This window comes from Alkalisalibacterium limincola, assembly GCF_008017755.1.
Lineage (GTDB): Bacteria > Pseudomonadota > Gammaproteobacteria > Xanthomonadales > Xanthomonadaceae > Alkalisalibacterium > Alkalisalibacterium limincola.
The window spans coordinates 108879-134559 of record NZ_VRTS01000001.1 but is presented as its reverse complement, the minus strand read 5'-3'; the positions used below and the strand labels follow the sequence as shown (position 1 = coordinate 134559).

Annotated in this window: 21 protein-coding genes and 3 pseudogenes; 11 read left to right on the top strand and 13 right to left on the bottom strand. The window is 69.0% G+C overall.

Features of this window, described 5'->3' with window-relative positions; all coding sequences use genetic code 11:
* Positions 1-44 precede the first annotated feature (44 nt).
* The 6 genes from FU658_RS00610 to FU658_RS00590 form a co-directional block, all read right to left on the bottom strand.
* The gene (locus tag FU658_RS00610) at positions 45-1238 is read right to left on the bottom strand and encodes a GGDEF domain-containing protein (protein WP_147890337.1); all 1194 of its coding nucleotides are present in this window, start codon (positions 1236-1238) and stop codon (positions 45-47) included.
* A complete protein-coding gene (locus tag FU658_RS00605; RefSeq protein WP_187265839.1) occupies positions 1235-3160 on the bottom strand; it encodes a ligand-binding sensor domain-containing protein in 1926 nt (641 codons plus the stop codon). The genes FU658_RS00610 and FU658_RS00605 overlap by 4 nt, the downstream gene beginning before the upstream one ends.
* A complete protein-coding gene (locus FU658_RS00600; RefSeq protein ID WP_147890335.1) occupies positions 3157-3672 on the bottom strand; it encodes a flavodoxin family protein in 516 nt (171 codons plus the stop codon). The genes FU658_RS00605 and FU658_RS00600 overlap by 4 nt, the downstream gene beginning before the upstream one ends.
* A gap of 61 nt (positions 3673-3733) precedes the next feature.
* Positions 3734-5737, bottom strand: coding sequence for a S9 family peptidase (locus FU658_RS00595; protein WP_255505364.1), 2004 nt, complete (start codon positions 5735-5737; stop codon positions 3734-3736).
* Positions 5738-5942: 205 nt separating this feature from the next.
* Entirely contained in the window at positions 5943-6293 is a 351-nt protein-coding gene (locus FU658_RS14925; protein ID WP_255505335.1) for a hypothetical protein, read from the bottom strand.
* Positions 6290-7624: an ABC1 kinase family protein gene (locus tag FU658_RS00590; protein WP_255505334.1), complete on the bottom strand. Its 1335-nt coding sequence runs from the start codon at positions 7622-7624 to the stop codon at positions 6290-6292. Before FU658_RS00590 ends, FU658_RS14925 begins: the two co-directional genes overlap by 4 nt.
* 236 nt (positions 7625-7860) lie before the next feature.
* Between FU658_RS00590 and FU658_RS00585 the strand changes: the two are divergent.
* Both FU658_RS00585 and FU658_RS00580 read left to right on the top strand, forming a co-directional pair.
* Positions 7861-8987, top strand: a pseudogene (locus FU658_RS00585) (BaiN/RdsA family NAD(P)/FAD-dependent oxidoreductase).
* A gap of 225 nt (positions 8988-9212) precedes the next feature.
* Positions 9213-9692 carry an FKBP-type peptidyl-prolyl cis-trans isomerase gene (locus FU658_RS00580; protein WP_147890334.1) on the top strand — a complete coding sequence of 160 codons (480 nt, stop codon included), beginning with the start codon at positions 9213-9215 and terminating at the stop codon, positions 9690-9692.
* Positions 9693-9767: 75 nt separating this feature from the next.
* On the opposite strand, the gene FU658_RS00575 is transcribed toward FU658_RS00580, so the two are convergent.
* A complete protein-coding gene (locus tag FU658_RS00575; RefSeq protein WP_147890333.1) occupies positions 9768-10850 on the bottom strand; it encodes a phospholipase A in 1083 nt (360 codons plus the stop codon).
* Positions 10851-10990: 140 nt separating this feature from the next.
* On the opposite strand from FU658_RS00575, the gene FU658_RS00570 reads away from it, so the two are divergent.
* Both FU658_RS00570 and yfcC read left to right on the top strand, forming a co-directional pair.
* A complete protein-coding gene (locus FU658_RS00570; protein ID WP_147890332.1) occupies positions 10991-12520 on the top strand; it encodes a fumarate hydratase in 1530 nt (509 codons plus the stop codon).
* A 62-nt stretch (positions 12521-12582) separates the two neighbouring features.
* Positions 12583-14034, top strand: coding sequence for a putative basic amino acid antiporter YfcC (yfcC, locus tag FU658_RS00565; RefSeq protein WP_147890331.1), 1452 nt, complete (start codon positions 12583-12585; stop codon positions 14032-14034).
* Here yfcC and FU658_RS00560 read toward each other — a convergent pair.
* Positions 14031-14495: an META domain-containing protein gene (locus FU658_RS00560; RefSeq protein ID WP_147890330.1), complete on the bottom strand. Its 465-nt coding sequence runs from the start codon at positions 14493-14495 to the stop codon at positions 14031-14033. The two genes, yfcC and FU658_RS00560, sit on opposite strands and share 4 nt — an antisense overlap.
* Positions 14492-15310 carry a serine aminopeptidase domain-containing protein gene (locus FU658_RS00555; RefSeq protein ID WP_147890329.1) on the bottom strand — a complete coding sequence of 273 codons (819 nt, stop codon included), beginning with the start codon at positions 15308-15310 and terminating at the stop codon, positions 14492-14494. Before FU658_RS00555 ends, FU658_RS00560 begins: the two co-directional genes overlap by 4 nt.
* 296 nt (positions 15311-15606) lie before the next feature.
* Here FU658_RS00555 and FU658_RS00550 point away from each other — a divergent pair, with 296 nt between their 5' ends.
* Positions 15607-16311 carry an EAL domain-containing protein gene (locus tag FU658_RS00550; RefSeq protein WP_147890711.1) on the top strand — a complete coding sequence of 235 codons (705 nt, stop codon included), beginning with the start codon at positions 15607-15609 and terminating at the stop codon, positions 16309-16311.
* 15 nt (positions 16312-16326) lie between these two features.
* Positions 16327-18213: an ATP-binding cassette domain-containing protein gene (locus FU658_RS00545; protein WP_147890328.1), complete on the top strand. Its 1887-nt coding sequence runs from the start codon at positions 16327-16329 to the stop codon at positions 18211-18213.
* A gap of 42 nt (positions 18214-18255) precedes the next feature.
* Here FU658_RS00545 and FU658_RS00540 read toward each other — a convergent pair whose 3' ends face one another.
* Positions 18256-18978 (bottom strand): SDR family NAD(P)-dependent oxidoreductase, encoded by a 723-nt coding sequence (locus tag FU658_RS00540; RefSeq protein ID WP_147890327.1) that lies wholly within the window; start codon positions 18976-18978, stop codon positions 18256-18258.
* A gap of 110 nt (positions 18979-19088) precedes the next feature.
* On the opposite strand from FU658_RS00540, the gene cfa reads away from it, so the two are divergent.
* A complete protein-coding gene (cfa, locus tag FU658_RS00535) occupies positions 19089-20228 on the top strand; it encodes a cyclopropane fatty acyl phospholipid synthase (protein ID WP_147890326.1) in 1140 nt (379 codons plus the stop codon).
* Here cfa and FU658_RS00530 read toward each other — a convergent pair.
* Positions 20225-21342: pseudogene (locus FU658_RS00530) on the bottom strand (alkene reductase). The gene cfa and the pseudogene FU658_RS00530 sit on opposite strands and share 4 nt — an antisense overlap.
* Positions 21343-21393: 51 nt before the next feature.
* Between FU658_RS00530 and FU658_RS15860 the strand changes: the two are divergent.
* The 4 genes and pseudogenes from FU658_RS15860 to FU658_RS00515 all read left to right on the top strand — a co-directional run.
* Positions 21394-21789, top strand: a pseudogene (locus FU658_RS15860) (MBL fold metallo-hydrolase); the annotation flags it as partial.
* Complete coding sequence (locus tag FU658_RS00525; RefSeq protein ID WP_425477559.1) at positions 21707-22438, top strand: MBL fold metallo-hydrolase; 732 nt, start codon at positions 21707-21709, stop codon at positions 22436-22438. The pseudogene FU658_RS15860 and the gene FU658_RS00525, both read left to right, overlap by 83 nt.
* 31 nt (positions 22439-22469) lie before the next feature.
* Positions 22470-22949 carry a glutathione peroxidase gene (locus FU658_RS00520; protein ID WP_147890325.1) on the top strand — a complete coding sequence of 160 codons (480 nt, stop codon included), beginning with the start codon at positions 22470-22472 and terminating at the stop codon, positions 22947-22949.
* A gap of 178 nt (positions 22950-23127) precedes the next feature.
* Positions 23128-23577, top strand: coding sequence for a PA2169 family four-helix-bundle protein (locus FU658_RS00515; protein WP_187265838.1), 450 nt, complete (start codon positions 23128-23130; stop codon positions 23575-23577).
* Between the two features lie 119 nt (positions 23578-23696).
* Here FU658_RS00515 and FU658_RS00510 read toward each other — a convergent pair whose 3' ends face one another.
* Positions 23697-24182: a DUF456 domain-containing protein gene (locus FU658_RS00510; RefSeq protein ID WP_147890323.1), complete on the bottom strand. Its 486-nt coding sequence runs from the start codon at positions 24180-24182 to the stop codon at positions 23697-23699.
* Positions 24183-24188: 6 nt separating this feature from the next.
* On the bottom strand, positions 24189-25433 hold the full coding sequence (locus tag FU658_RS00505) for a PQQ-dependent sugar dehydrogenase (protein WP_147890322.1): 1245 nt from the start codon (positions 25431-25433) through the stop codon (positions 24189-24191).
* Positions 25434-25681 lie beyond the last annotated feature (248 nt).

Genomic DNA, 25681 nt, shown 5'->3' with positions numbered 1-25681 from the left:
ACACCATTTCCTTCGACTGGAGTGAAGGCCTTTGCGGTGGCCGCTCAGGGGCCGGGGCTGTGGCGCTCGGCCTCGATCAACGCCTCGCCGCGCGACAGCGTGCCCTCCGGGTCGCGCACCAGGTGCCGCGCCAGCTGCGGGTCGGTGGCGTCCTCCGGGGCCAGCAGGGCCACCCAGCCATCGCGGCCGCGCGCCTTGGCCTGGTACATCGCCTGGTCGGCCACGTCGATCGTCTCGCTCCAGTTCCCCAGCCCCGGTGCGGCCGGCAGGAACGGATGGCAGGCCAGGCCCACCGAGCAGGTGCGCTGGATGCGCAGGCCATCCACCTGCACGGCGGTCTGCCGCGCGTTGGCGGTGATCCGCCGGGCCAGCGCGATGCCGTCCTCCAGGCTGGCCTCGCGCATCAGCACCACGAACTCCTCGCCGCCCCAGCGCACCACCAGGTCCTCGCTGCGCACGCTTTGCTGCAGCATCCCGGCGAAGGCGCGCAGCACCTCGTCGCCGATCGCATGGCCGTGGCGGTCGTTGACCTCCTTGAAGAAGTCGATGTCGACCATCAGCAGCACCAGCCCCTGCCGCTCGCGTACCGGGGTCGTGGCCTGGCGGGCATGGCGGGCCTCGGCACGGTGGGCCTGTTCGACGATGATCGATTCCAGGAACCGGCGGTTGTGCACACCGGTCAGCGCATCGGTGCGGTTGATGTGCTCGAGCTGGCGCAGCGCCGCCTCCAGGGCTTCGTTCTTCTCGCGCAGTTCGCTGGTGCGCTCGGCGATGCTGCGCTCCAGGCGCTGCGTGCGCTGCGCCAGCCGGCGGGCGCGCAGCAGCATGCCACCCACCACCAGCACCAGCACCGAGGCCAGCACGGCCGGCCAGAACCAGCCACGCTGCAGCAGGGTCGGGCGGATGCTGAATTCCAGTACCGCCATCGTCTCCCCCAGCGTTCCGCGGGGTGAAACCGCACGCGCCTCGAAGCGGTAGTCACCCGGTGCCAGGGCGGCATAGAACACCTCGCGGCGCAGGCTCGGCGCACCCCAGTCGTCGTCCAGGCCCAGCAGCCGCGTCTGCAGCAGGGGGCTGTCGGGCATCAGCCCGTGGATGCCCGAGAGCAGGACCTCGATGCGCTCGGTGCCGGCCGGGAACTTCAGCGGGCCGGTCTCGCCCGCCGGGATGGAGCGCACCTCGCCCTGCACCACGATGTCCTCGATGAACACCCGGGGCTTGGGTTCGGGCGCCATCATGCGCGCCGGGTCCAGCGCGGCCACGCCGCGCGCGGTCGGGAACCACAGCCAGCCGTTGTCGGCGCGCAGGCCGGCCGGCTGCTGGTGCCATTGATCTGCTGTGAGCGCAGGCCGTCCACGGCATCGATGCGGCGGTGGCGCAGCTGCGGGAGTTCGCCTGCATCGTGCAGCCGGTCGATGTCCTGCAGCACTTCGAACGGCACCTGGGTGATGCCGGTATTGCTGGTGAACCACAGGTTTCCGTCGCGGTCCTCGGTGATGAAGAACACCGCGCGGCCGAAGGTCGCGGCGGCCCCGCCGAGCTCGATCATGCGCTCGCCATCGTGGCGGGCCAGCCCGTGCTGGGTGCCGATCCAGAGGTGGTCGCGGCGGTCACGGTACAGCGACATCACGCGGGGCCAGGGGAACCCATCCCCGGCGTCCAGGCGCTGCGCGGCCTCCCCGGCCTCTATCCTCAACATCCCATTGCTGTAGGTGCCGATGAGCAGGCGGCCATTGCCCTCGTCCAGCACCGCCCGCACGTCCAGCCCCTCGGTGCCCGGCAGGGTCTGGAACTGGCCGTCGCGCAGACGCACCAGCCCGCCCCCTTCGCTGCCGACCAGCACGCCGCCTTCGCCATCGCCCAGCAGCACGCGGATCAGGTCGTTGGGCAGCCCGTCGTCGAGGGTCCAGGTCTGGATCCGGCCATCGGGCGTGATGCGTTGCAGGGCCTGTCCGTACACGGCCACCCAGACGCTGCCGTCGGGCATCGCCGCCAGCGCGCGTACTGTCTCGCCAGCCAGTCCCTCGCTGGGTCCGAAGCGGGTGGTCGCGCCGTCCGGGTCGATCCGTACCACGCCGCCGTCATCCAGGCCGGCCCAGATCCGCCCGTCCACGTCTTCCACCACGGTGCGGGCGAACTCGCCGGGCAGGCCTTCAGGCAGGCCGTACTGGGTCACCACGCCGTCGCGCAGGCGTGACACGCCCCCATTGGTGCCGATCCACACGCTGTCGAATTCATCCTGGTACAGCGACTGCACGAATCCGTTCGCCAGCCCCTGCCGGGGGCCGAACACCTCGATCCGGCCATCGCGGACGCGGGCCAGCCCCTCGCCGTCGAACCCCATCCACAGGGTGCCGTCATGACCCCGCAGCAGCTTGTTGATGATCCGTCCCGGCAGGCCAGGGTCGAGGGCGGCAGGCCGCACGTACTCGTCGTCGGCCAGGAACAGGCCGTTCGAGGTCCCCACCCACATGCCTCCCTCGGCGCGTGGCAGCAAGGTGTTGGCGATCACCGCGGGGTCGTCGAAACCCAGCGCGGTCACCTCGTTCCCCTCGAGCCGCAGCAGGCCACCGATGCGCAGCGCGACCCAGGTGCGTCCCTGAACGTCGAAGGCGATATCGCGCACACTGCGCCCGGGTATCGAATCCACGCGTTCGAGCTGCCCATCGTGGATCCGGGCAACGCCCTGGGACGTGCCGACCCAGACCTCGCCCCGGCTGTTTCCGGCGATGGCCGTGACCGTGTTGCCGGGCAGGCCCTCGTCGATGCCCCAGTGCTGTACTTCGTGCTCGTGGATCCGGCTCAGCCCGCGGTCCAGGCTGCCGATCCACAGCGCACCGTCGGGGGCCACCCACATGCGTGATATCGCATGCCCCGTGCGCCAGGCGTACTCGTCGGAAAGCACCTGCATGCGGTGGCCGTCGAAACGCACCACGCCCTCGAACGTGCCCAGCCACAGGAAGCCCTCCGGTGTCTGCGAGATCGCATTGACCGAGTTCTGCGGCAGGCCCCGCTCGGCATCCCAATGCTCGTAGACGTGCTGGGTCAGGGCCTTGTCCGGATCGATGGCCCAGGCCTGGGAGACCAGGCCGATGCCGAGCAGGCAGGGCCACACCCGCCGCAAAATGAGCCTGGCGAGCCCGACGCGTGCGGGTCTCACTCGAACAGGCCCATCTGCGTTGCAGCTGCCAGCATGCGTCCCAGTTCCCGGCACGGGGCCAGTTGCTCCGGCCCCAGGTGTTTCGTCGTGAGGATGGCCTCCGGCGTCTGTGCATGCGTGCACACCAGCACCGGCTCGGCCACCGCCTTCATGCGCAGGCCGGTCGCGATGCGTTCGACCTGGGCGATCGCATTGTGCCCATCCGACCCGGCGCACACCATGACGGCGTAGGCTTTTCCAGGAACCCGCCCGAGCAGCGGGTAGTAGCTGCGGTCGAAGAAGTCCTTGAGCCGGCCGCTGATCGCGGCGAGGTTCTCCGGCGTGGCGAACACCACCGCCGCACTGGCCAGCACGTCGTCGGGCCCGGCCTCGGCCGCCGGAAGGCATCGCACCTCGATGCTGCCGCCGGACTCCTCGCGTGCCGCCTCGCACAGCGCATCGACCATCTGTCGGGTGCCATCGGTCTGGCTGTGCCAGACCACCAGCAGGATGGGCAGGGAGTTTGCGGACATTCGCGGACTGTGCCAGATCCGGCCACGGCCCGGGCGGGTCGAGGCCGGTGCCTGCCGGTGCTCAGTCGGTGTCCACCAGGTAGCGACGCAGCCAGGCATCGACCTCGCCGTAGAAGTGCCGGCTGTTGCCACCGCTCATGATCCAGTGGTTCTCGTCCGGGTACACCAGCAGCCGGCCCGGCACCTGCATGCGCTGCAGCGCCGTCCAGTACTCCAGCACGTTGTTGAGCGGCACGCGGAAGTCCTGCTCGCCGACGGTCACCAGCGTGGGCGTCTTCCAGTTGTTCGCCAGGCGGATTGGATTGTGTTCGGCCCACACCTCGTACAGGTCCCACGGGGCGCCGCCCATGTTGGCCTCGCGCGAGAACGCCACGTCGCTGGTGCCCCACTGCGACTCCAGGTTCACCAGGCCGGCGTGGCTGACCAGGCAGTGGTAGCGATCGGTGGTGCCCTGCAGCCAGTTGGCCAGGTGGCCGCCATAGCTCGCGCCACCGGCGCAGGCGCGCCCGGCATCGACGAACGGGTACTTCTGCGCCGCCACGTCCAGCGCCTGGTTGATGTCGTTGGCCGGCCCGCGCAGCGGATCGCCCTGGATCGACTGCGCGAACGCCTCGCCGAATCCGGTGGAACCGCGGTAGTTGGTCATGATGACGACGAAGTCCTCGCCGGCCAGCAGGTGGTAGTTCCAGCGCAGGAAGAAGTAGTCGCGCGACATCAGGTGCGGGCCGCCGTGCATCATCACGAACACCGGATAGCGGCGCGACGGGTCGAAGTTGGCCGGCTTCACCAGCAGGCTGTGCACCCGGTAACCCTGGTCGTTCTCGAACCAGAAGTGCTCCAGCGGCTGCAGATCGAGCTGTGCCGCCTTGTCGACGGCGAATTCGGTCAGACGCTCGTGCCGGCCGCGGTCCACGTCGATGCGGACCACCTCGGCGGGGTTCACCGCGCTCTCGAAGTTGCCCACCAGCACCGGGCGCCCACTGCGGTTCATCGCCAGGTTGTTGTACATGCCCTGGTCCATGCCGAAGGCGGGACGGGCCTCGCCACCGGAGTGGCTGCCGCGGTAGACCATCGCGTGGCCGGCGTCGTCGACCAGCATGAACACGTCGCGGTTGTTGGGCGAAACGGCGAAGCCGAGCACCGAGCGGCCGTCTGTGGGCTCGATGCGTCCGCGCTCGCGTCCGGCCGGCCAGTCGATGATGCCCACGCGGGTGGCGTTGTAGACGTGTTCGGTGCGCGGCGTCACCTGCGCATACAGCGTGCGCCCGTCCGGGCTGAACTGCGGGGAGGACCAGCTGTCGCCCGCCTCGTGCCCATCGGTGCCGGTGATGCGGCGCGGTTCGCCACCCTCCACCGGAACCTGCCACAGGTCGTTGTGGGTGAAGTCGTGCGCGCCGCGATGGCGGTTGGTGCTGGCGACGAACACCAGTGCACCGCCGTCCGGGGTCCAGGCCACATCGAGCTCGCTGCCACCGGCAGTGGTGCGTGCGCTGTAGCCGGGCTCGGACACCAGGGCGGTGCCGGCCAGCAGATCACGTGCCTCTTCGGCATCGATCGCCTGCACGAACACGCGGGTCTGGCGGTTGTCCAGCCAGCGGTCCCAGTTGCGGATCGGGAAGCTCTCGAAGGTGCGTACCTTGTGGTCGAGCTCCTTCTCCTCCCTGGCGATGCGCTTGCTGTCCTCGTCGTTGCGACTGTCGGGATGGACGTCGCTGGTGAATGCGATGCGCGAGCCGTCCGGCGAGAACACCGGCAGGCGGGCGCCGGTGCTGATCGAGGTCACCGCGCGGGCTTCGCCGCCACGCTCGATGTCGAGCAGGTAGACCTGCGCCGCCTCGTCGCCGTCGCGGCGTGCCGAGAACGCGATCGTGCGGCTGTCCGGGCTCCATGCCACGCCACTTTCGGCACCGCGCGCGGTGGTGAGCTGGCGGGGCGGGGTGCGCCCGTCGGTGGCCACCAGCCACAGGTGCGCGGCCTGCTTGTCGCGGTCGTAGTCCGGGCGGGTGACCTGCACCACGCTCCAGCGCCCGTCGGGGCTCAGGGCCGGGGCGGCGACGCGTGGCATCAGCACAAGGCCTCGTGGTCGATCGCGCGGGTGCCTTGCGATGCACTGGCGGGAGCGGTCGCCAGGCCGAAGCCGGCGGCGAGCAGGAACAGGGCGAGCAGGAGCTTGGGCATCGGCGGGGTCATTCCTCTTGCAGGGAACGACCATGGTAACAACGGCGACCCGGGCGTCCCGGGTCATCGGTCACGGTCCCATGCCCGCGGTGCTAGCGCGGGCCGTGCTCTTCCTTGGGCTTGACCTTGCGATCGGTGATCAGCGTCGTCACCAGCAGGATGATCCCGAAGGTGGCTGCCACCAGGAACATGACCATGGCCAGCGCCGGGTAGCCGAACAGCGTCGCGTCCGTCTCCACGCCCATCATCAGGGCCGCGCCGAGGATCAGCGCGGCGATCACCGCACCGGCCGCGATGCGGTTGGCGATGTGCTGCAGCGCCTCCATCAGGTGCGACTCCTCCAGGCCACCGATGTGCACCCGCAGCCGGTTCTCGGCCAGGGTCTGCAGGATCGTGGAGGCGCGCCGGGGCATCTGCCGCACCAGGTCCTGCATCTCCATCATTCCGAGGCCAGCTGCGAGGGCGAGAACGACTTGAACACGCGCTTGCGCATCACCTGGTGCAGGTGGTGCTCGATCACGCCGCGCACGTCCATGCTCGGGTCCAGCGCCGCCGACACCGCCTCCAGGTTCAACAACGTCTTGCCCAGCAGGCTGAGTTCGGGAGGCGTCCGCAACCCGTGGGCGGCGGCCATGCGGGTGAGCTCCATGATCAGCCGGCCCTCGGAGAGCGCGCCGGAGTGGGCGTGGCCGTTGTACTGCGCGATCAGGCGCGAGGTCTCACGCACGAAGTCGGCCTCGGCGAAGTCCTCCAGGCGCGTGCCCATCTCGATGAATATGTCGGCGGCTTCCTCGCCGCGGCCATCGATCGCGGCCAGCAGGAACTTCAACAGGCGGTCGCGCAGCCGCGGCGGTACGTGCGCCACCATGCCCAGGTCCAGCAGCGCCAGGCGTCCGTCCCTGAGCAGCAGCACGTTGCCCGGATGCGGGTCGGCGTGGATGAGCCCATGCACGAACACCTGGTCCAGGTAGGCCTGCATCAGCGTCTCGCCCAGCGTGCGCAGGTCCAGTTCGGTGCGCGCCACGTCGGGCACCTTGGTCACCTTGGTGCCGTCGAGCAGGTCCATCGTCAGCACCCGCCCGGTCGACAGGCTGCGCACCGGCTGCGGCACGCGGATGTCGGGGTAGGCGCTGAGGTTCTCGGCGAAGGTCTCCAGGTTGTCCGCTTCCAGCCGGTAGTCCAGTTCGCCCAGCAGCGTCTTGCGGAACTCGCGCACCCACTCGGCGAAGTGGTAGCGGCGGCCCACGTCGCTGAAGCGGTCGATCGTTCCGGCCAGCTTCGAGATCAGGTCCAGGTCGGTGCGGATCGTGCCGAGGATGTCCGGCCGCTGCACCTTCACCGCGACGCGGCGACCGCCGCGCAGGGTCGCCGCGTGCACCTGCGCCAGCGAGGCGGCGGCCAGCGGTTCCGGATCGAAGCTCTCGAAGGCCTTGGAGATGCGCACTCCCAGTTCCTCCTCGACGATCCCGGCGATCTCCCCGAACGCGACCGGGGCGATGTCGTCCTGCATGCGCTCAAGGGCCTTCAGGTATTCCGGGGGCACCAGGTCGGGACGCGTGGAGAGCGACTGCCCCAGCTTGATGAAGGTCGGACCCAGCGACTCGAGGTCGCTGGCGAACTGCTCGGGCTTGCCCTCGGGAATGTCCTGGCCCTTGCCGGCCTCGGCCAGCACGTTCTCGTCCATGTCCAGCCCGCCGAACACACCGGCCTTGCGGTACTTCAGCAGCAGCTGGGCGATTTCAGCGTAGCGCGTGAGGGTTCTGGACTCTGCCATCGTGGGCTCCTTCGCCTGTCCTGCATCCATGGTTTCGCGTGCCGGGGACACGACCCGGGCAAGCCTAGACCACTGCGGATGAATGGAACGCAGCCGCCGCGACCTCGTGCGGACCTCGGCCCCATGCTACCGTGCGCCGCCTGCGACGGCATGGTTCGAGCGCCGTTGCGCGTGTCCTGGAGTCCCGCGTGGAGCATGTCGACGTCGTCGTGATCGGGGCCGGTGCAGCCGGCCTGATGTGTGCGCTGACCGCTGGCGCGCGCGGCCGGCGCGTGCTGGTGCTCGACCATGCCAACAAGGTCGGCAAGAAGATCCTGATGTCGGGTGGGGGCCGGTGCAACTTCACCAACCTGCACTCGGGTCCGGACAATTTCCTCTCCGCCAACCCGCACTTCGCCAAGTCGGCGCTGAGCCGCTACACCCCCTGGCATTTCATCGAACTGGTCGACAGGCACCGCATCGCCTGGCACGAGAAGACGCTGGGGCAGTTGTTCTGCGACATCAGTTCCAAGCTGGTGGTGAAGATGCTGCTGGAGGAATGTGCCGCGGTGGGCGTGGAGGTGCGCACGCACACCGCGGTCGAGTCGATCGAGGTCGGCACGCCGCACCGCCTGCGCATCGCGGCGGGTGCGCTGACGGCCGAGTCGCTGGTCATCGCCACCGGTGGCTATTCGATCCCGAGCCTTGGCGCCACCGGCTTCGGCTTCGATTTCGCCCGCTCGCTCGGGCTCGACGTGCTGCCGACCCGTGCCGGGCTGGTGCCGTTCACGCTCAGCGGCAAGCCACTCGACCAGCTGGCGGGCCTGGCCGGCGTGGCGGCCGAGTGCGTGGCCCGGGCCGGGGAGGGCAGCTTCCGTGAGGCGATGCTGTTCACCCACCGCGGCCTCAGCGGCCCGGCGGTGCTGCAGGTCTCCTCGTACTGGGAGCCGGGACAGCCGGTGGTGTTCGACCTGTGGCCCGATGCCGACATCGCCGAGGACCTGGCCACGGCCCGGGCGCAGCGCCCCAGGATCGCCCTGCGCACGTTCCTGGCCGAGCGCTGGACGCGCTCGATGGCGCAACGCTGGTGCGAACTCTGGCTGCCCGACCGGCCCCTGGACAGCTGGCCCGTGCCGACGTGGAGCGCATCGTGCAGGGCGTGCACCGGTGGCAGGTGCGTCCGTCGGGCACCGAGGGCTACCGCACGGCGGAGGTGACGCTGGGCGGACTCGACACCCGCCACCTGTCCTCGCGGACGATGGCGCTCAACGACCAGCCCAACCTGTATTTCATCGGCGAGGTCGTCGACGTCACCGGCCACCTGGGCGGGCACAACTTCCAGTGGGCCTGGGCTTCGGGCCACGCCGCCGGCGAAGTCGCCTGAAACCAGGCGCGGTGCGGCCGCCAGCGGTTTTCCCGCGGATTCGCCGGGGTGGGTTGAGCCCGGGCCCGGCGTCCCCATGTTGGTGGGGCGACGCAGGCGGCATGGCGACGGAACTTGAACCCCGCTCCCCACGCCCGTAGCCTTGCGCCCCTTCTTGGCGATTGGCCGCTTGGTGCCCGGTTGATAGACGCCTGAATCCGAAGCACCCGTCAAAGAGGATTTCCCATGCAGATTGCCGATCGTTGCGTTGCTTCGTTCAACTACACCCTGACCAATGACGCCGGCGACGTGCTCGACACGTCCAACGGCCGCGAGCCGCTGGCCTACCTGCACGGTGCCGGCAACATCGTCCCCGGCCTGGAGAAGGCGATGGAGGGCAAGAGCGCCGGCGAGACCTTCAAGGTCGACGTCGCCCCGGAGGAAGGTTACGGCGAGCGCCATGACGCGCTGGTCCAGGTGGTGCCGCGCGATGCCTTCCAGGGCGTGGACGACATCCAGCCGGGCATGCAGTTCCAGGCCCAGAGCAACCAGGGCGTCATGTCGGTCACCGTGACCAAGATCGAGGACGGCCAGGTCACCGTCGACGGCAACCACCCGCTGGCTGGCGAGACCCTGCACTTCGACATCGAAGTCACCGAGGTTCGCGAGGCCACGGCCGAGGAGCTCGAGCACGGCCACGCGCACGGTGCCGGCGGCGCCCACTGAGGTTTGCCGCATCGTACGAAGAAGGCCGCGCACAGCGCGGCCTTCTTCGTTTCTGGGCCTCCCTTTTCCGGCCCGTCAGTACCAGTCGACCAGCGACATGCCCAGGCCGAAGTAGGTGGCCTTGTGGTTGTAGTCGATCATGCTTTCGCCGTAGCCGTGGAACACCTGCATGTGCCCGCGCAGGTTGCGGTGCAGCGGGAAAGACCAGTCCAACTGCAGCGCGCCGCGCGAGCGCTCGCCGCCGCGCAGGCTGTGCCGGGCCATCAGCGTATAGCTGTGGTTCCCGCGCAGGTGGGTGACGTGCACGTCGCCACGGCCCATGTAGTCCTCGATGTCGGGGTTGTCGTCGCTCGACTCGCCCTCGGGGATGCGCCACCACGGACGAAGCGTCACCACCCAGTCGTCGCGCTCGAAGCCCAGCTGCGCCACGACCCGGTCCCAGCTGCGCGACAGCGGCAGGCTGCGGCCGTTGGACTGGTGGGCCAGGCCGATGCCTGCCAGCCGGCCGTTCCAGCCGGCAACGCGGTAGTTGGTGCGCAACACCAGCATGGCCTCGGGGTTGTAGTTGGTTTCGCGGAAGGGTCGCGAGTTGTCGCCGTCGAAGACCTGCCAGCGCGAGGACTGGGTATAGCCCAGCCACAGGTCGCCGTTGTCGCCGAAGATGCTTTCGAGCACCTTGGTCTTGAAACTCAGCTGGAACTTCTGCTCGACCGAACGCAGCGGCACGTCGTCCCCGACGGTGTTGGCGGGATTCTCGCTGGCGGGCCGACTGTTCGGGCTCGAGCTCCAGAAGCCCGGCAGCAGATAGACCGGCCGGTGGGTGCGCAGGTTGAACAGGCCCAGCTTCGAATTGGGCTGCAGTTCCCAGCGCGCATCCAGCAGCGAGGGCTTGGTGGCTTCACCAGCGTGCTCGACGCGCCAGCGCAGCGAGCCGGGCTCGGGCTCGGCGCCAAACACCTCCGACAGCGGCGTCGTCTGCGGGGGCAGGCTGCGCCCGCGGCCGTGGGCCTCGTCGTAGCACGCCAGGCGCTCGGAATCGATCTCGATGCCGACGCAGGCCTCGGGGGACGCCGGGTCGTAGCCGGACTGGGCCTGCAGCGGTGGCATGGCCGCCAGCGCCGCGAGCGCGGTGAGCAGGCAAAGGGGACGCAGGGTCATCACGAAGTCCGTCGGGGGCAAGAAGGCGGAGTCTACGGGGTAGCGGACCGGATGACTCCTGGTCCCGCGCCCGGGGCGAGTGCGGCACGAGACGGCGCGATCCCCTAAAATGCCGGGCTTCCCCATGCCCCAGGCCCGCCGTGACCGCCAGCCAGCCCACGACCATCGCGCAGGACGACTTCATCACCTCCATCGCCGACGCGCTGCAGTACATCAGCTACTACCACCCCGTCGACTACATCCGGAACCTCTCCGCCGCCTACGAGCGCGAGGAATCCGAGGCGGCCAGGGACGCGATGGCCCAGATCCTGATCAATTCGCGCCTGTGCGCCGAGGGCCACCGGCCGATCTGCCAGGACACCGGCATCGTCACGGTGTTCCTGAAGATCGGCATGGACGTGCGCTGGGACGCCACGATGGGCGTGGAGGACATGGTCAACGAGGGCGTGCGCCGTGCCTACAACCACGCCGACAACCGCCTGCGCGCCAGCGTGCTGGCCGACCCGGCCGGCAAGCGCACCAACACGAAGGACAACACGCCCGCCGTGATCAACGTCAGCGTGGTGCCGGGCAATACCGTCGACGTCATCGTCGCGGCCAAGGGTGGTGGTTCGGAGGCGAAATCGAAGTTCGCCATGCTCAACCCGTCCGACTCGATCGTCGACTGGGTGCTCAAGACGGTCCCGACGATGGGCGCGGGCTGGTGCCCGCCGGGCATGCTGGGCATCGGCATCGGCGGCACGGCCGAGAAGGCGATGCTGCTGGCCAAGGAAGCGCTGATGGAGCCGATCGACATCACCGACCTGCAGGCCCGCGGCCCGTCGAACCGGCTGGAGGAGCTGCGCCTGGAGATCTTCGAGAAGGTCAACGCGCTGGGCATCGGCGCGCAGGGCCTGGGTGGGCTGACCACCGTGCTCGACATCAAGATCAAGGACTACCCGACCCACGCGGCGAACCTGCCGGTGGCGCTGATCCCGAACTGCGCCGCCACCCGCCACGCGCACTTCGTGCTCGACGGCAGCGGTCCCGTCAGCCTGGAGCCGCCGTCGCTGGAGGACTGGCCCAAGCTGACCTATGACGCCTCGAAGGGCCGTCGCGTCGACCTGTCGACCGTGACCCGCGACGACGTCGCCAGCTGGAAGCCGGGCGAAGTGATCCTGCTCAACGGCAAGATCCTCACCGGCCGTGATGCCGCCCACAAGCGCATGGTCGGGATGCTCGACCGCGGCGAGCCGCTGCCGGTCGACTTCCGGGGCCGCTTCATCTACTACGTCGGCCCGGTCGACCCGGTGCGCGACGAGGCGGTGGGCCCTGCCGGCCCGACCACCGCCACGCGCATGGACAAGTTCACCGACCAGGTGCTCGAGCAGACCGGCCTGCTGGGCATGATCGGAAAGGCCGAGCGGGGGCCGGCGGCGATCGAGGCGATCAAGAAGCATCGCTCGGTCTACCTGATGGCGGTCGGTGGTGCCGCCTACCTGGTGTCCAAGGCGATCAAGTCGGCGAAGGTCGTCGGCTTCGAGGACCTGGGCATGGAGGCGATCTACGAGTTCGACGTGCGCGACATGCCGGTGACCGTGGCGGTGGACTCCAGCGGCGAATCGGTGCACCGCACCGGCCCGGCGAAGTGGCAGGCCCGGATCGGCAAGATCCCGGTCGTGGTGGAGTAGGGCGCATCGGCGCCCCCGCCACCACCCCGCCGGACAAGGCGGCTCCCGGCAGTGGCGTGTGGATGCCCGACACGCTGGTGCTGCTGTTCGGGCTCGGCATGCTGTTCGCGGCGCTCACCTGGGTGGTGCCTGCGGGGCAGTTCGACGTGCAGGTGCTCGAGGACGGGCGCGCCAGCATCGACCTGGCCAGCTACCAGCGCGCGGACGAACCTCCTCCGGCGGTACGGCTGTTCTCAGGCGAGGGCGAGGGCCGCGGCCTGCTCAACATGGTGTTCGACGGCCTGGCCTCGGGCACGCGCACCAGTTCAGCGGTCGGCATCATCGCCTTCCTGCTGGTGGTCGGCGGCGCATTCGGCATCATCCTGCGCAGCGGCAGCGTCGACCGCGGCCTGCGTGCGCTGATCAAGCGCACCACCGGCAACCCCACGCGCGTGCTGCCGGTGCTGTTCTTCCTGTTCTCGCTGGGCGGCGCGGTGTTCGGCATGGGCGAGGAGACGATCCCGTTCATGCTGCTGCTGGTGCCGATCCTGGTGCGGCTGGGCTACGACGCGATCACCGCGGTGCTGGTGTGTTTCGTCGCCACCCAGGTGGGCTTCGCCACCAGCTGGATGAACCCGTTCTCGGTCGCCATCGCGCAGGGCATCGCCGGCGTGCAGCCCCTGTCGGGCTCGGGGTTCCGCATCGTCATGTGGCTGGTGTTCACCACGATCGGCGCCGGCTTCACCGTGTGGTACGCGCAGCGCATCAAGCGGCATCCGCAGAAGTCACTCAGTTACGCGACCGACGCCTGGTTCCGCCAGGGCGGCGGCGGGGCGGTGGTCGAGGACGGCGCGTCGTTCTCGCGCGCCGATGCGCTCAACGTCCTCATCCTCTTCGCCGGCCTGGCCTGGGTGGTCTGGGGCGTCGTCGTACACGAGTACTACATCCCCGAGATCGCCGCCCAGCTGTTCGCCACCGGCCTGCTGATCGGGCTGTGCAGCCTGGTGTTCGGGGTCGGCGGCATGCGCGTGAACGACCTGGGTCAATCCTTCCGTGACGGCGCGGCCACGCTGCTGCCGGCGGCGCTGGTGGTGGGCGTGGCCAAGGGCCTGGTGGTGCTGCTCGGCGGCACGGATCCGGAAACGCCGGCGGTGATGAACACGGTGCTGTTCGCCCTGGCCAGCGTCGTCGATGGCGTCCCGGAACTGGTGTCGGCCTGGCTGATGTTCGGCGTGCAGACCGCGATCAACTTCCTGGTGCCCTCGGGCTCGGGCCAGGCGGCGCTGACGATGCCGATCATGGCGCCGCTGGGCGAGCTGGTCGGCGTCACGCGGCAGGTCAGCGTGCTGGCGTTCCAGCTCGGCGACGGCATCACCAACCTGATCGTGCCCACCAGCGCCAAGTTGATGGGCGTGCTTGGCGTGGCCCGACTGGAGTGGACCACCTGGCTGCGCTTCATCCTGCCGTTCGTACTCGGCCTCAGCGCGCTGGCACTGCTGGTGCTGGCGATCGCCGTGGCGGTGGGCTTCGCCTAGCGCCGTTCGGCGTAGATCTGCCGCCCGTCGCCGGTGACCAGTTGCAGGCGATCGCCATCGATCCACGCCCGCTCCACCTCCCCGAGGAGGGCGAGGAAGGCCTGTTCGTCGTTCATCGCTTCCTCCTCGCAGGCCATCATCGTGCTGGCGGCCTGGCCGACGCGGAACTCGCCATCGGGCTCGTCGTAGCTGCCCATGTAGCGGTTGCACGGGCCCTGCCCGGCGATGCGCCCGGGTTCGGGGAAGTGGATGTCCACCTCGCCGCGCGCAGCGGCGAGCTCGCGTCCATCGGCCGAGAGAACGACCCATCGACTGCCCAGCAGGGCCGCCCCGAGGGTCCCAGGTGCCGGGGAACCGGCTGTTTCGTCCGTCCCGGAGGGGGTCTGCGTGGTCCGGGTGCATCCAGGCAGCGCCAGGAGGCTGAGGGATGCGAGGCCTGCGAGCAACAGTTGGCGTGTCATGGCGTACTCCTTGTCGAGCCATCGCGGTCGTCGGTGCTTCCCGCGGCCTGGCCCTGGCGGGCAGAGGACAGCACCTCGCCGGCCGCGGGGGTCCAGACGGTCCAGGCATGGCCGCCGGGACGTTCCATTACCTGCTCCTCGGGTATCAATGGCGAGAACACCGGGACCGCGTCGCGCAGGCGGTCTTCGGCACCGTAGGCCAGCCAGGTGCGCTCGCCCTTGGCCGGATCGGACAGCCAGGTCTGGAGGTGGCGCCACAATTCGCGGTCGAAGTTCGAGCGGTTGCGCTCGGCCGGCACGGGGCCCGGCGACCAGTCCTGGATGCCCCCGGCGTCGGCGATCTCGCGCAACAGGCGACTGCGGCCAAGATAGGGCGCAAGCAGCACCAGCCCGTCGAGTTGTCCCGGATAGGCCTGTTCGTAGAGCAGCGTACCCAGCCCACCCATCGAGGCACCCATCATCCACACGGTGCGATAGCCGCTCTCGCGCGCCGGGGCCACCACCTGCTCGTGCAGGCGCTCGGCCAGCCGGCCATCGGTGTAGTAGGCCATCGTCGCGCTGGTCAGCAGCACGTCGGCCTCCGGCCATGCGCCTTGCACGGCTTCGACCACGCCGGCGCCGGCCATCACCTCCACGTTGTCCCAGCGCCCGGGAAGCACGATGACCAGCGTGTCGCCGGGCGAGGCGCCCGCCAGGGCGGTGCGGGTGGGTATCGGCATGTTCCGGTCGCCGGTGTTGACGCACGCGGCGAGCAGGGCACACGCAGGCAGCACCATCAGGCGCTTGAGGACGGCAGGCAGGTGGAGGGTGCTCATCGGCGTTGGATTCCGCGACGGGAAGCACAGTACACCCCTGCCGGCGTGAAACCCCTGCCAAGAAAGGCGAAGCCGACCCGGTTACCATCCTCGGGGCCGCATCCAAAGTCCAAAGGTGGCCGGATGGCGGCGCGATGCATTCAAGCGAGGGCGTGATGGTGGTGGACAGGGAAGACCTTTCAAATCGATCCGACGACGGCCCGGGGCACATCCTGCAGCGATTCCTCGACAGTGTCGGCGAGGTGTCCGGATGCCGGCGCTGCCAGGGCGGCGAGCATTATTCCGCTCCGATCCGCATGGCCTTCCAGCCCATCGTCGACGTCGAGCGTGGCGACATCTTCGCCCACGAAGCGCTGGTGCGGGGCCCAAACGGCGAGTCGGCGGGTGCCGTCATCGGCGCGGTCACGCCGCAGCAACTGTATTCCTTCGACCAGACCTGCCGCGTGGCCGCGATCCAGACCGCGGTGCGCCTGGGCCTGGACACGCGCCTGTCGATCAACTTCCTGCCCAATGCCGTCTACGACCCGGCCACCTGCATACGCATCACGCTGGCGGCCGCGGAGCACTACGGTTTCGACACCGAACGCCTGATCTTCGAGATGACCGAGGGCGAGCAGATCCGCGATACGGCCCACACCCTCTCGATCATCCGCGACTACCAGCGCCGCGGCTTCATCACCGCCATCGACGACTTCGGCGCGGGCTTCTCCGGCCTCAACCTGCTGGCCCAGTTCCAGCCCGACCTGGTGAAGCTGGACATGGCCCTGACTCGCGACATCGACAGCGACCGCATCCGTCGGGCGATCGTCGAGGGCGTCATCGGCACGTGCCGGGCGCTGGACTGCCGGGTCATTGCCGAGGGCGTGGAAACGCTCGCCGAAGCCGAGGCCCTCAGGGGCATGGGCATCAGCCTGTTCCAGGGCTACCTGTTCGCCCGGCCCGGGGTCGAGGTGCTTCCCGAGCCCGACCAGGCCGTGATGTCGGCACTGGCCGGCCGCTAGGAATACAATGGGGCCATGCCCCTGATTACCTTCAACAACGTCGACTACGGCGTCGGTGGTCCTTTGCTGCTCGAAAAAGTCGAGCTGGCGATAGAACCCGGCGAGCGCATTGCATTGATCGGCCGCAACGGCGCCGGAAAATCCACCCTGCTGCGGCTCATCGATGGCGAGGTCATCCCGGACGACGGCGCGATCCGTCGCCAGGACGGCCTGCGCGTGGCGCGGCTCGAACAGGAGGTGCCCGCCGGGGCAGGCGGCAGCGTCTTCGACGTGGTGGCCGACGGCCTGGGCGAACTGGGCCACTGGATCGCCGAGTACCACCACCTCAGCCATGCCGCCGACGTGGACATGGCGGCCCTGGCGGACCTGCAGACGAAGATCGAGGCGGTGCATGGCTGGTCGGCCGAGCAGCGCGTCGAGGCCACGCTCAGCCGCGTCGGCCTGGACGGCGAGCTGGTCTTTTCGGGCCTTTCCGGCGGCATGAAGCGGCGCGTGCTGCTGGCGCGAGCGCTGGTGGCCGACCCACAGCTGCTGCTGCTCGACGAGCCCACCAACCACCTCGACATCGAGGCGATCGACTGGCTGGAGGAGTTCCTGCGCGGCTTCTCCGGCAGCGTCGTGTTCGTCACCCATGACCGGCGCTTCCTGCGCGCGCTGGCCACCCGGATCATCGAGATCGACCGCGGCCAGCTCACCTCGTGGCCCGGCGACTGGGCCAACTACGAGCGCCGTCGCGAAGAGCGCCTGAACGCGGAGATCCAGGAGAGCGCGAAATTCGACAAGTTCCTGGCCCAGGAAGAGGTCTGGATCCGCCAGGGCATCAAGGCCCGGCGGACCCGCGACGAGGGCCGCGTCCGGCGGCTCAAGCAGATGCGCAACGACGCCGCCGAACGGCGCCAGCGCACCGGCAACGTCAAGATGGGGCTGGCGCAGGCGGAATCGTCGGGGCGCAAGGTCATCGAGGCGACCGGCGTGGACTTCTCCTACGACGGCCTGCCGCTGGTGAAGGATTTCTCCACCACGGTCATGCGCGGCGACCGGATCGGCCTGATCGGTCCGAACGGATCCGGCAAGACCACGCTGCTCAAGCTCCTGCTGGGCGACCTGCAGCCCGCGTCGGGCGAGGTGCGCCGGGGCTCGAACCTGCAGGTGGCCTACTTCGACCAGTACCGCACCACGCTGCGCGAGGACTGGAACGCGCTCGACAACGTGTCCGAGGGACGGGAGTTCGTCGAAGTCGGGGGCAAGCGAAAGCACGTGCTGGGCTACCTGCAGGATTTCCTGTTCACCCCCGAGCGCGCGCGCGCGCCCATCACGCGTCTCTCCGGTGGCGAGCGCAACCGGCTGCTGCTGGCCAAGCTGTTCGCGCAGCCATCCAACCTGCTGGTCATGGACGAACCCACCAACGACCTCGACGTCGAGACACTGGAGTTGCTCGAAGAGATCCTCGGCGAGTATCCGGGCACCTTGCTGCTGGTCAGCCATGACCGCGACTTCATCGACAACGTGGTCACCTCCACGCTGGTCATGGAGGGCGGCGGCCGGGTGGGGGAGTACATCGGCGGTTACACCGACTGGGTACGGCAACGGCCGGCCAGCGTGGCGGATGCGGGCGATGCGACCCGGTCCGCGCCCGCCCAGGGGGCCGCGCCGACGACAACGGCCGCACCCGCACCCAAGCCGCGCAAGCTCAGCTACAAGGACCAGCGCGAGCTGGAGGAGTTGCCGGCCCTCATCGAGTCTCTGGAGTCGACGGTCCAGTCGCTCGGCGCGCGCATGCAGGAGGCTGAATTCTTCCAGCAGGACCCCAGCCTGATCGCGGCACATACCGCCGAACTGGCCCAGGCCCAGGCCCGGCTGGAAGCGGCCTATGCCCGCTGGGACGCACTGGAGTCGGGTTGAGCCCCGCCGCCGGCGCGCGCGGCTCATGTGTCCGAGCCGGATTCAGCGGGCGTAGTCGGCGACTTCATAGCGGCCGCCGTTGTCCGGCCGCTCGGAGACGATGCGGGCGATGATGCCGGCCACCGCCGCCGGGGCCTGCAGCACGCCGTCCTCCTTCAGGCCGACGAATCGCTCCCGGTCCGGGAAGTCCCGGTCGTCGCTGCCGCGGATCTCCGCCTGCATGCCGGTATCGATCACGCCCGGGCTGATGTTCACCACGCGGAAGGGGTGGTCGCTGGAAGCCTGCTCGAGGGCCACGCATTCCACGAAGCGCTCCAGGCCGGCCTTGGCCGCGCAGTAGAGTGACCAGCCGTGGAACGGCCGCTGCGCCGCGCCGGAACTGATGTTCACCAGGGTCTTGTCGCAGGCGTGCGCGGCGAACGCGCGCAGGACGGAATTCATGAAGACGATGCCGCCGGCGACGTTGACGTCGAGGCTGGCCAGGATCTCCGCATTGCCCTTGCCGGCCAGCGGGCCCACCGGCCCGAGTTGCGCGGCATTGCTGATCGCGACCACCTCGTCCCAGGATTGTTCGGCGAGCAGGGCCAGCGTGCCGGCCAGCACGCGCGCCGCCTGTTCGGGACGGCCCAGGTCGAGGGCCACGTCGCCACCGCCCCGGCCACTGCGCGAAAACGCCACCACCTGCCACCCGGCGTCGCGGTAGTGGCTGCATAGCGCCGCGCCGAGGCCGCGCGACCCCCCGCTGATGATGGCCAGTCTGTCCATGGGCCAAGGATGCGACCGACACGCCGACCGCGTCCAGCCCCGATTGTCACGGCGGCGGTCGAGGCGCTAGGCTGGTCGTGGCACCTGCGCAAGCGTGGGAGGTTCGTCCGATGCACGGTCTGGTTGCGATACCACGACAGGGGCGCCTGGAACGGCGCGTGCACGGCTTGTTGGAGAGCGCCGGCGTGCGCGTCAACGGCGACCGGCCCTTCGATATCCAGGTCCACGACCAGCGCTTCTATCGGCGCGTCCTGGCCCAGGGTTCGCTGGGCCTGGGCGAATCCTGGATGGACGGGTGGTGGACCACCGGTTCGCTTGACGGGGTGCTGTACCGGCTCCTCGTGGCGCGGCTCGACAAGCGGGTCCTCGGCATCGGTGCCATCCTCGATGCGGTGGCGGCGCGCCTGCTCAACCTGCAATCCCCCGACCGGGCAGGTGCCGTGGCGGAACGCCACTACGACCTCGGCAACGACCTGTACGGCGCGATGCTGGGCAAGCGGCTGGTCTACAGCTGCGGCTACTGGCGCCATGCCACCGACCTGGACAGCGCCCAGGAGGCCAAGCTCGACCTGTGCTGCCGCAAGCTGGGACTGGCGCGTGGCATGCGGCTGCTCGACATCGGCTGCGGCTGGGGCGAAATGCTCAAGTTCGCCGCCCGGGAGTACGGCGTGAAAGGTGTCGGCGTGACGATCTCGCGCGAGCAGGCCGAGTACGCGCGTGCGCTGTGCCGCGGGCTCGATGTCGAGATCCGCCTGTGCGACTACCGCGAACTCGACGTGCAGGTCGACCGCATCGTCTCCATCGGCATGTTCGAACACGTGGGGGTCCGCAACTACGACAGCTTCTTCGAGGTCGCCCGCCGCAGCCTGGACCCCGACGGCCTGATGCTGCTGCACACGATCGGCGCGGAGCGCTCGACCCACCACACCGATCCGTGGATCCACCGCTACATCTTCCCGAACTCGATGCTGCCTTCGGCCGTTCAGATCGCCACCGCGTCCGAGGACCGCTTCGTCATCGAGGACTGGCACAACTTCGGCACCGACTACGACCTCACGCTGCAGGCCTGGCGCGACAACATCGAGGCCTCGTGGCATCGTCTGGGCGAACGCTACGACGAGCGCTTCCGGCGCATGTGGCGCTTCTACCTTGCCGCTTCGATGGCCTTGTTCCGCAGCCGCCGGGCCCAGCTGTGGCAGCTGGTGCTCTCGCCCCATGGGGTGCCCGGCGGCTACGTGGCCCCGCGCTAGGGTTCGGCTGGCGCCGCCATCGCCTCGAGGTCGGGGTAGTCGGTGTAGCCCCTGGCCCCGCCGCCGTACAGCGTGTCGGTATCGACCGGGTTGAGCGGCGCGCCTTCGCGGAGGCGGCGCACCAGGTCCGGGTTCGCGATGAACGGCATGCCGAAGGCCACCGCGTCGGCCTGCCCCGAGCCGATGGCCGCAGCGCCCATGTCACCGGTGTATCCGTTGTTCACCATCCACGGTCCCTTGAACTTGCGCCGAAGTGCCGTGTAGTCGAAGGCCACGTTGTCGCGCGCACCGCCGGTTGCGCCCTCGATGACGTGGACATAGGCCAAGCCCAGCGGGGCAAGCCGTTCCACCGCGCGCTCGAAGAGCGGTTGCGGGTCGGAGTCGTGGCAGTCGTTGGCCGGTGCGACCGGTGACAGGCGGACACCGACGCGGTCGGCGCCCAGCTCGTCGGCCACCGCGGTGACCACCTCGAGCAACAGGCGAGTCCGGTTCTCGATGCTGCCGCCGTAGGCGTCGTCGCGCTGGTTGCTGCCGTCGCGCAGGAACTGGTCGAGCAGGTAGCCGTTGGCCGCGTGCACCTCGACGCCGTCGAAGCCGGCCTCACGGGCATTGCGTGCGGCGCGCTGGAACTGGCCGATCAGGCCGGGGATCTCGTCGGGACGCAGCGCCCTCGGTCCGGACACGTCCACGAAACCCTCGCGGGTGAAGGTCTTGGTGTTCGCACGGATGGCGCTGGGGGCAACCGGGACCTCGCCTTCCGGCAGCAGACTGGTGTGCGACACGCGGCCCACGTGCCACAGCTGGATCACGATGCGCCCGCCACGGCGGTGCACCTCGTCGGTCACCGCGCGCCATCCGGCCACCTGCTGCGGGCTGTGGATGCCCGGAGTGTCGAGATAGCCCTGGGCCAGCGGGTCCACCTGGCTGGCTTCGGTGATGATCAGTCCGGCCGTGGCGCGCTGGCCGTAGTATTCCGGCGCTAGTGGCGACGGCACGCCGCCCGGCGCGCCCGGTTCCGGGTCAACGGCGCCATGACGATGCGGTTGCGCATCTCGATCGCGCCCAGGCGGGTGGGCTGGAACAGCGGGTGGCTCGGGGTGGCCGGTTCGCTCATCGGAAATCCTTCAATAGGGGGGCGCCGCAGGCTCGGCCATGACTCCACTACATGGGTGCATCCCGGCGTATCACAGGTCCCACGGATGGAACGCTGTGTCCGCCGCTTGCATCGCGGCCCGCACCCGGCGAGGCTTGGCGCATGGACCACAGCACCGAAAGCGACACCGGCATCACCACCATCGACACCGGATTCTTCCGACCCCGCTTCGATGCCGCCTACCTGGTCGTCGAGCAGGGCCGCGCGGCCTTCATCGACGTCGGCACGAACCATTCCGTGCCGCGGCTGCTCGACGCATTGCAGGCACAGGGCCTGGGCGTCGAGGCCGTCGACCACGTGCTGCTCACGCACGTGCACCTCGACCATGCCGGGGGGCGCCGGCGCGCTGATGCGCGAACTGCCCAACGCGCGGCTCGTGGTGCATCCGCGGGGCGCCCGGCACATGATCGACCCGTCGAAGCTGATCGCCGGCGCCACCGCGGTGTACGGCGAGGAAGAGATGGAGCGCAGCTACGGGGACATCCTCGCGGTGCCGGCCGAGCGGGTGGACGAGGCGCCGGATGGGCACGTGGTCGACCTCGGCGGTCGGTCGCTGACCTGCCTGGATGCGCCGGGCCATGCGCGCCACCACTTCGTCGTGCACGACCCGCGCAGCGACGCCTTCTTCACCGGCGACACCTTCGGCCTGTCCTACCGCGAGTTCGATACCGACCAGGGTGCCTTCATCGTGCCGACCACATCGCCGGTGCAGTTCGAGCCCGACGCGCTGGTGGCATCGGTCCGGCGCATGCTGTCCTACCGGCCCTCGGCGATGTACGTGACCCACTTCGGGCGCGTCACCGACGTCGAGCGGCTGGCCGACGACATGGTGGAACAGGTCGAGGCGATGGTGCAGATCGCCCGCAGCTGCGATGCACAGGAGCCCCGCGATGGCCGCCACGAAGCCATCGCCGGCCGCCTGGCCGACTACTACGTCGCACGCGCCCTGGCCCATGGCGTGTCGATGGACCGCCAGGCCATCGTCGAGGTCCTGGCGATGGACATCGAACTCAATGCCCAGGGCCTGGGCATCTGGTTGGACCGCGACCGGCACTGAGCCGCCCATCCCTTCCTGCAAGGACCGCATCATGACGACCGCCCACGACTTCAACGCCCGCAACATCGACGGGGAAGACACCGCGCTGGCCGACTTCAAGGGCCAGGTCCTGCTGATCGTGAACACCGCTTCGAAATGCGGCTTCACCCCGCAGTACGAGGGGCTGGAGCAGCTGCATCGCGAGCTCGGGCCCAAGGGTCTGTCCGTCCTCGGGTTTCCCTGCGACCAGTTCGGCCACCAGGAGCCCGGCGACGAGGAGGAGATCCGCAATTTCTGCAGCCTGACCTACGACGTGAGCTTCCCGATGTTCGCCAAGGTCGAGGTCAATGGCGATGGCGCGCATCCGCTGTGGCAGTGGCTGAAGAAGGAGAAGCCCGGCCTGCTGGGAATGCAGGGGATCAAGTGGAACTTCACCAAGTTCCTCGTCGACCGCGAGGGGAGGGTGGTGTCGCGCTACGCCCCCACCGACAAGCCGGCCGCGATCCGCAAGGACATCGAGAAGCTCCTCTAGCAGCACGCATGCAGCCTGCATGATTGGGCCCGCGATGCCTTGCAGGCTGCAACGATGTCCACAAGCGTCCCTGCCGCATCGCGCGCAACCATGCGGGGACCATGTCTGGCACCAAACTTGCGTAATGGTTGGAGCCGGCCCGAGAGCCGGGAACTCCCCCAACGCAATGGAGTCATGCATGTCCACTGATACCGATACCAGCACACTCAACGACCTCATCGATGTCCTGGAGGACGGCCGCAACTTCTACGCCGATGCGGTGACGAAGGTCGATCGCGCCGATCTCAAGGCACTGTTCGAGCGCATGGCCCGCACCAAGTCCGCGATCGCCAACGACCTCAAGAACAAGGTCGTCTACAGCGGCAAGGAGCCCTCCGACGGCAGCTTCGCCGGATCGATCCGCAAGTCCTATGCGGAGTTCAAGGCTTCCCTGGTCAGCGACACGCAGGCCGAGTACGTGGCCCAGCTCGAAGAGTTCGAGGACCGCATCCTCGACGAATTCCGCGACGCCATCGAGAAGACCGACGACGCCGAGGTGCGCTCGATTGCCACGAAGTACATGCCCGAGGTGCGTCGTGACCACGACGAGATGAAGGCCCTCAAGGACGCGATGGGCAAGGGCAAGTAAGAAGCCGGCCGGAACAGGCCAGGCACGAAGCAAGGACGCTTCCACGACACTGCTTTTCTTGCGGCCCCCCGTTCGGGTCGATCGCCCCGGCCGCCATGGCCGGGGCGTTTTTCATTGCGCTACAGCCACCAGCTGAGCGCGAACAGGCCCAGCATCGTGAACGCGATCGCCACCTTGGCCGCCGTCCCCACGATGATGCCGATCCAGGTGCCCACGCCCACGCGCGAGGCGTGGTCCAGCCGCCGACCGTGCACCATCTCTCCCAGCACCGCGCCGACGAAGGGCCCCACCAGCACGCCCACCAGGCCCATCGCCAGCCCGGCCACCGCGCCCAGGCCGGCACCGACGATGCCTGCGGTACTGGCGCCGGAGCGTTTTGCACCCAGCAGGCTCGCCAGCAGGTCGACCAGGATCGAAAGCACCGCCAGCTTGCCCAGGATCAGCAAGGTCCAGAAGCCCACGTGCTCGAAGCCCGAAGCCCAGGCGGCCAGCCACAGCCCGGCGAACAGGATCGGCACCCCGGGCAGCACCGGCAGCACCACGCCAAGCAGGCCGACCACGACCAGCAGGCCGGCCAGGATGTTCCACGCCAGGACCGGATCCATTCCGGATCAGTCGCGTCGCACCAGCTCCACACGCAACACTTCACCGTCGCCGTGGTCGGTCAGCAGGTAAAGCGCGCCGTCGGGTCCCACGCGCACGTCGCGGATGCGACGTCCGAGTTCGCCCAGCAGACGCTCCTCGTGCCGCACCTGCTCGCCTTCGAGTTCAAGGCGGATCAGTTCGGTCTGCGCCAGCGCGCCGACGAACAGGTTGCCCTGCCAGCGCGGTGCGGCATCGTGGTTGTAGAAGGCCATGCCGCTCACGCCGGGTGACACCTCCCAGACGTAGTGGGCCGGCTGCACGCCGTCCATCTCGGTCCCCACCGCTTCGGGAATCGGATCGCCGCTGTAGTTGATCCCGTGGGTGACCAGTGGCCAGCCGAAATTGGTGCCCGGGGTGGGCAGGTTGATCTCGTCGCCGCCGCGCGGGCCATGCTCGTGCGTCCACAGCGTGCCCGTGCCCGGATGCACGGCCGCGCCCTGGATGTTGCGGTGGCCGTAGCTCCAGATCTCGTCGAGCGCCTCGTCGTCGCCGACGAAGGGATTGTCCTCGGGCACGCTGCCATCCGGGTGGATGCGCACCACGGTGCCCTGGTGGCCATCGAGCTCCTGCGCCATGGGACGCTGGCCGCGGTCGCCCATCGTCACGAACAGGTAGCCGTCGTGGAACACCAGGCGCGAGCCGTAGTGGTGCCCGGAGTCGAGCTTCGGCGTCTGCTGGAAGATCACCTCGACATCCTGCAACTCGCCGTTGACGAGGTGTCCACGCGCCACGGCGGTTCCCGCGCCGTCCCCACCGGGCTCGGCGTAGCTCAGGTAGACCAGGCCGTCGCTGTCGAAGTCCGGCGACAGGGCGACGTCGAGGAGTCCGCCCTGGCCGCGGGCCATCACCTCGGGCACGCCTTCGACCGGGTCGGAGAGGGTGCCGTCGGCGTCCATGAAGCGCAGTCGGCCGGGCCGCTCGGTCACCAGCGCACGGCCATCGGGAAGGAAGGCCAGGCCCCAGGGGTTCTGCAGCGCGTTGGTCAGCGTCGTCACCCGGACCGTGCCCTGTTCGCTTTCGAACTCGCGCGTCTCGCCGGCAGGGGCCTGGGCAGGCGTGGCGGGCTCGGCCTGTGCGGCAGGTGCTTGGGCCCGGGTTTCCGGGGTGGCCGAGGCCGCGTCGCGTTCACCGGCGGCGGGTTCCTCGTTGCCGGTCCCGCCGCAGGCGGCGAGTGAGAAAGCAATTGCGGTGGCCAGGATCAATCGCGTCATCGGGCATTCCTCAGCGTGAAGGCAATTTCCAAGCATAGGCCAGGTGCCGTGCAGGGCGTGTGTGGCGGTGGTCATGGATGCCGCATTGGCCGCATTCTGAACGGACGGACGTTGTCTATTCAGGGCGCGCTGGAAACAGTCGCTTTTATGCAGGGAAGGGCGTACAGTGCACCCACTGTGTTTGCTGGGGTCACTGTGAATCGTGGCCCGATGCGGTAGGTCGTTGATCCGCTACATCGCGTACATCT

Bases quoted from the DNA above. Each gene is read 5' to 3' on its own strand.
- FU658_RS00610 (WP_147890337.1), bottom strand. From the start codon at position 1,238: ATGATGGCGCCCGAACCCAAGCCCCGGGTGTTCATCGAGGACATCGTG.
- FU658_RS00600 (WP_147890335.1), bottom strand. From the start codon at position 3,672: ATGTCCGCAAACTCCCTGCCCATCCTGCTGGTGGTCTGGCACAGCCAG.
- FU658_RS00595 (WP_255505364.1), bottom strand. From the start codon at position 5,737: ATGCCACGCGTCGCCGCCCCGGCCCTGAGCCCCGACGGGCGCTGGAGC.
- FU658_RS14925 (WP_255505335.1), bottom strand. From the start codon at position 6,293: ATGATGGAGATGCAGGACCTGGTGCGGCAGATGCCCCGGCGCGCCTCC.
- FU658_RS00590 (WP_255505334.1), bottom strand. From the start codon at position 7,624: ATGGCAGAGTCCAGAACCCTCACGCGCTACGCTGAAATCGCCCAGCTG.
- FU658_RS00580 (WP_147890334.1), top strand. From the start codon at position 9,213: ATGCAGATTGCCGATCGTTGCGTTGCTTCGTTCAACTACACCCTGACC.
- FU658_RS00575 (WP_147890333.1), bottom strand. From the start codon at position 10,850: ATGACCCTGCGTCCCCTTTGCCTGCTCACCGCGCTCGCGGCGCTGGCG.
- yfcC (WP_147890331.1), top strand. From the start codon at position 12,583: ATGCCCGACACGCTGGTGCTGCTGTTCGGGCTCGGCATGCTGTTCGCG.
- FU658_RS00560 (WP_147890330.1), bottom strand. From the start codon at position 14,495: ATGACACGCCAACTGTTGCTCGCAGGCCTCGCATCCCTCAGCCTCCTG.
- FU658_RS00555 (WP_147890329.1), bottom strand. From the start codon at position 15,310: ATGAGCACCCTCCACCTGCCTGCCGTCCTCAAGCGCCTGATGGTGCTG.
- FU658_RS00550 (WP_147890711.1), top strand. From the start codon at position 15,607: ATGGCCTTCCAGCCCATCGTCGACGTCGAGCGTGGCGACATCTTCGCC.
- FU658_RS00545 (WP_147890328.1), top strand. From the start codon at position 16,327: ATGCCCCTGATTACCTTCAACAACGTCGACTACGGCGTCGGTGGTCCT.
- FU658_RS00540 (WP_147890327.1), bottom strand. From the start codon at position 18,978: ATGGACAGACTGGCCATCATCAGCGGGGGGTCGCGCGGCCTCGGCGCG.
- cfa (WP_147890326.1), top strand. From the start codon at position 19,089: ATGCACGGTCTGGTTGCGATACCACGACAGGGGCGCCTGGAACGGCGC.
- FU658_RS00525 (WP_425477559.1), top strand. From the start codon at position 21,707: ATGCCGGGGGGCGCCGGCGCGCTGATGCGCGAACTGCCCAACGCGCGG.
- FU658_RS00520 (WP_147890325.1), top strand. From the start codon at position 22,470: ATGACGACCGCCCACGACTTCAACGCCCGCAACATCGACGGGGAAGAC.
- FU658_RS00515 (WP_187265838.1), top strand. From the start codon at position 23,128: ATGTCCACTGATACCGATACCAGCACACTCAACGACCTCATCGATGTC.
- FU658_RS00510 (WP_147890323.1), bottom strand. From the start codon at position 24,182: ATGGATCCGGTCCTGGCGTGGAACATCCTGGCCGGCCTGCTGGTCGTG.
- FU658_RS00505 (WP_147890322.1), bottom strand. From the start codon at position 25,433: ATGACGCGATTGATCCTGGCCACCGCAATTGCTTTCTCACTCGCCGCC.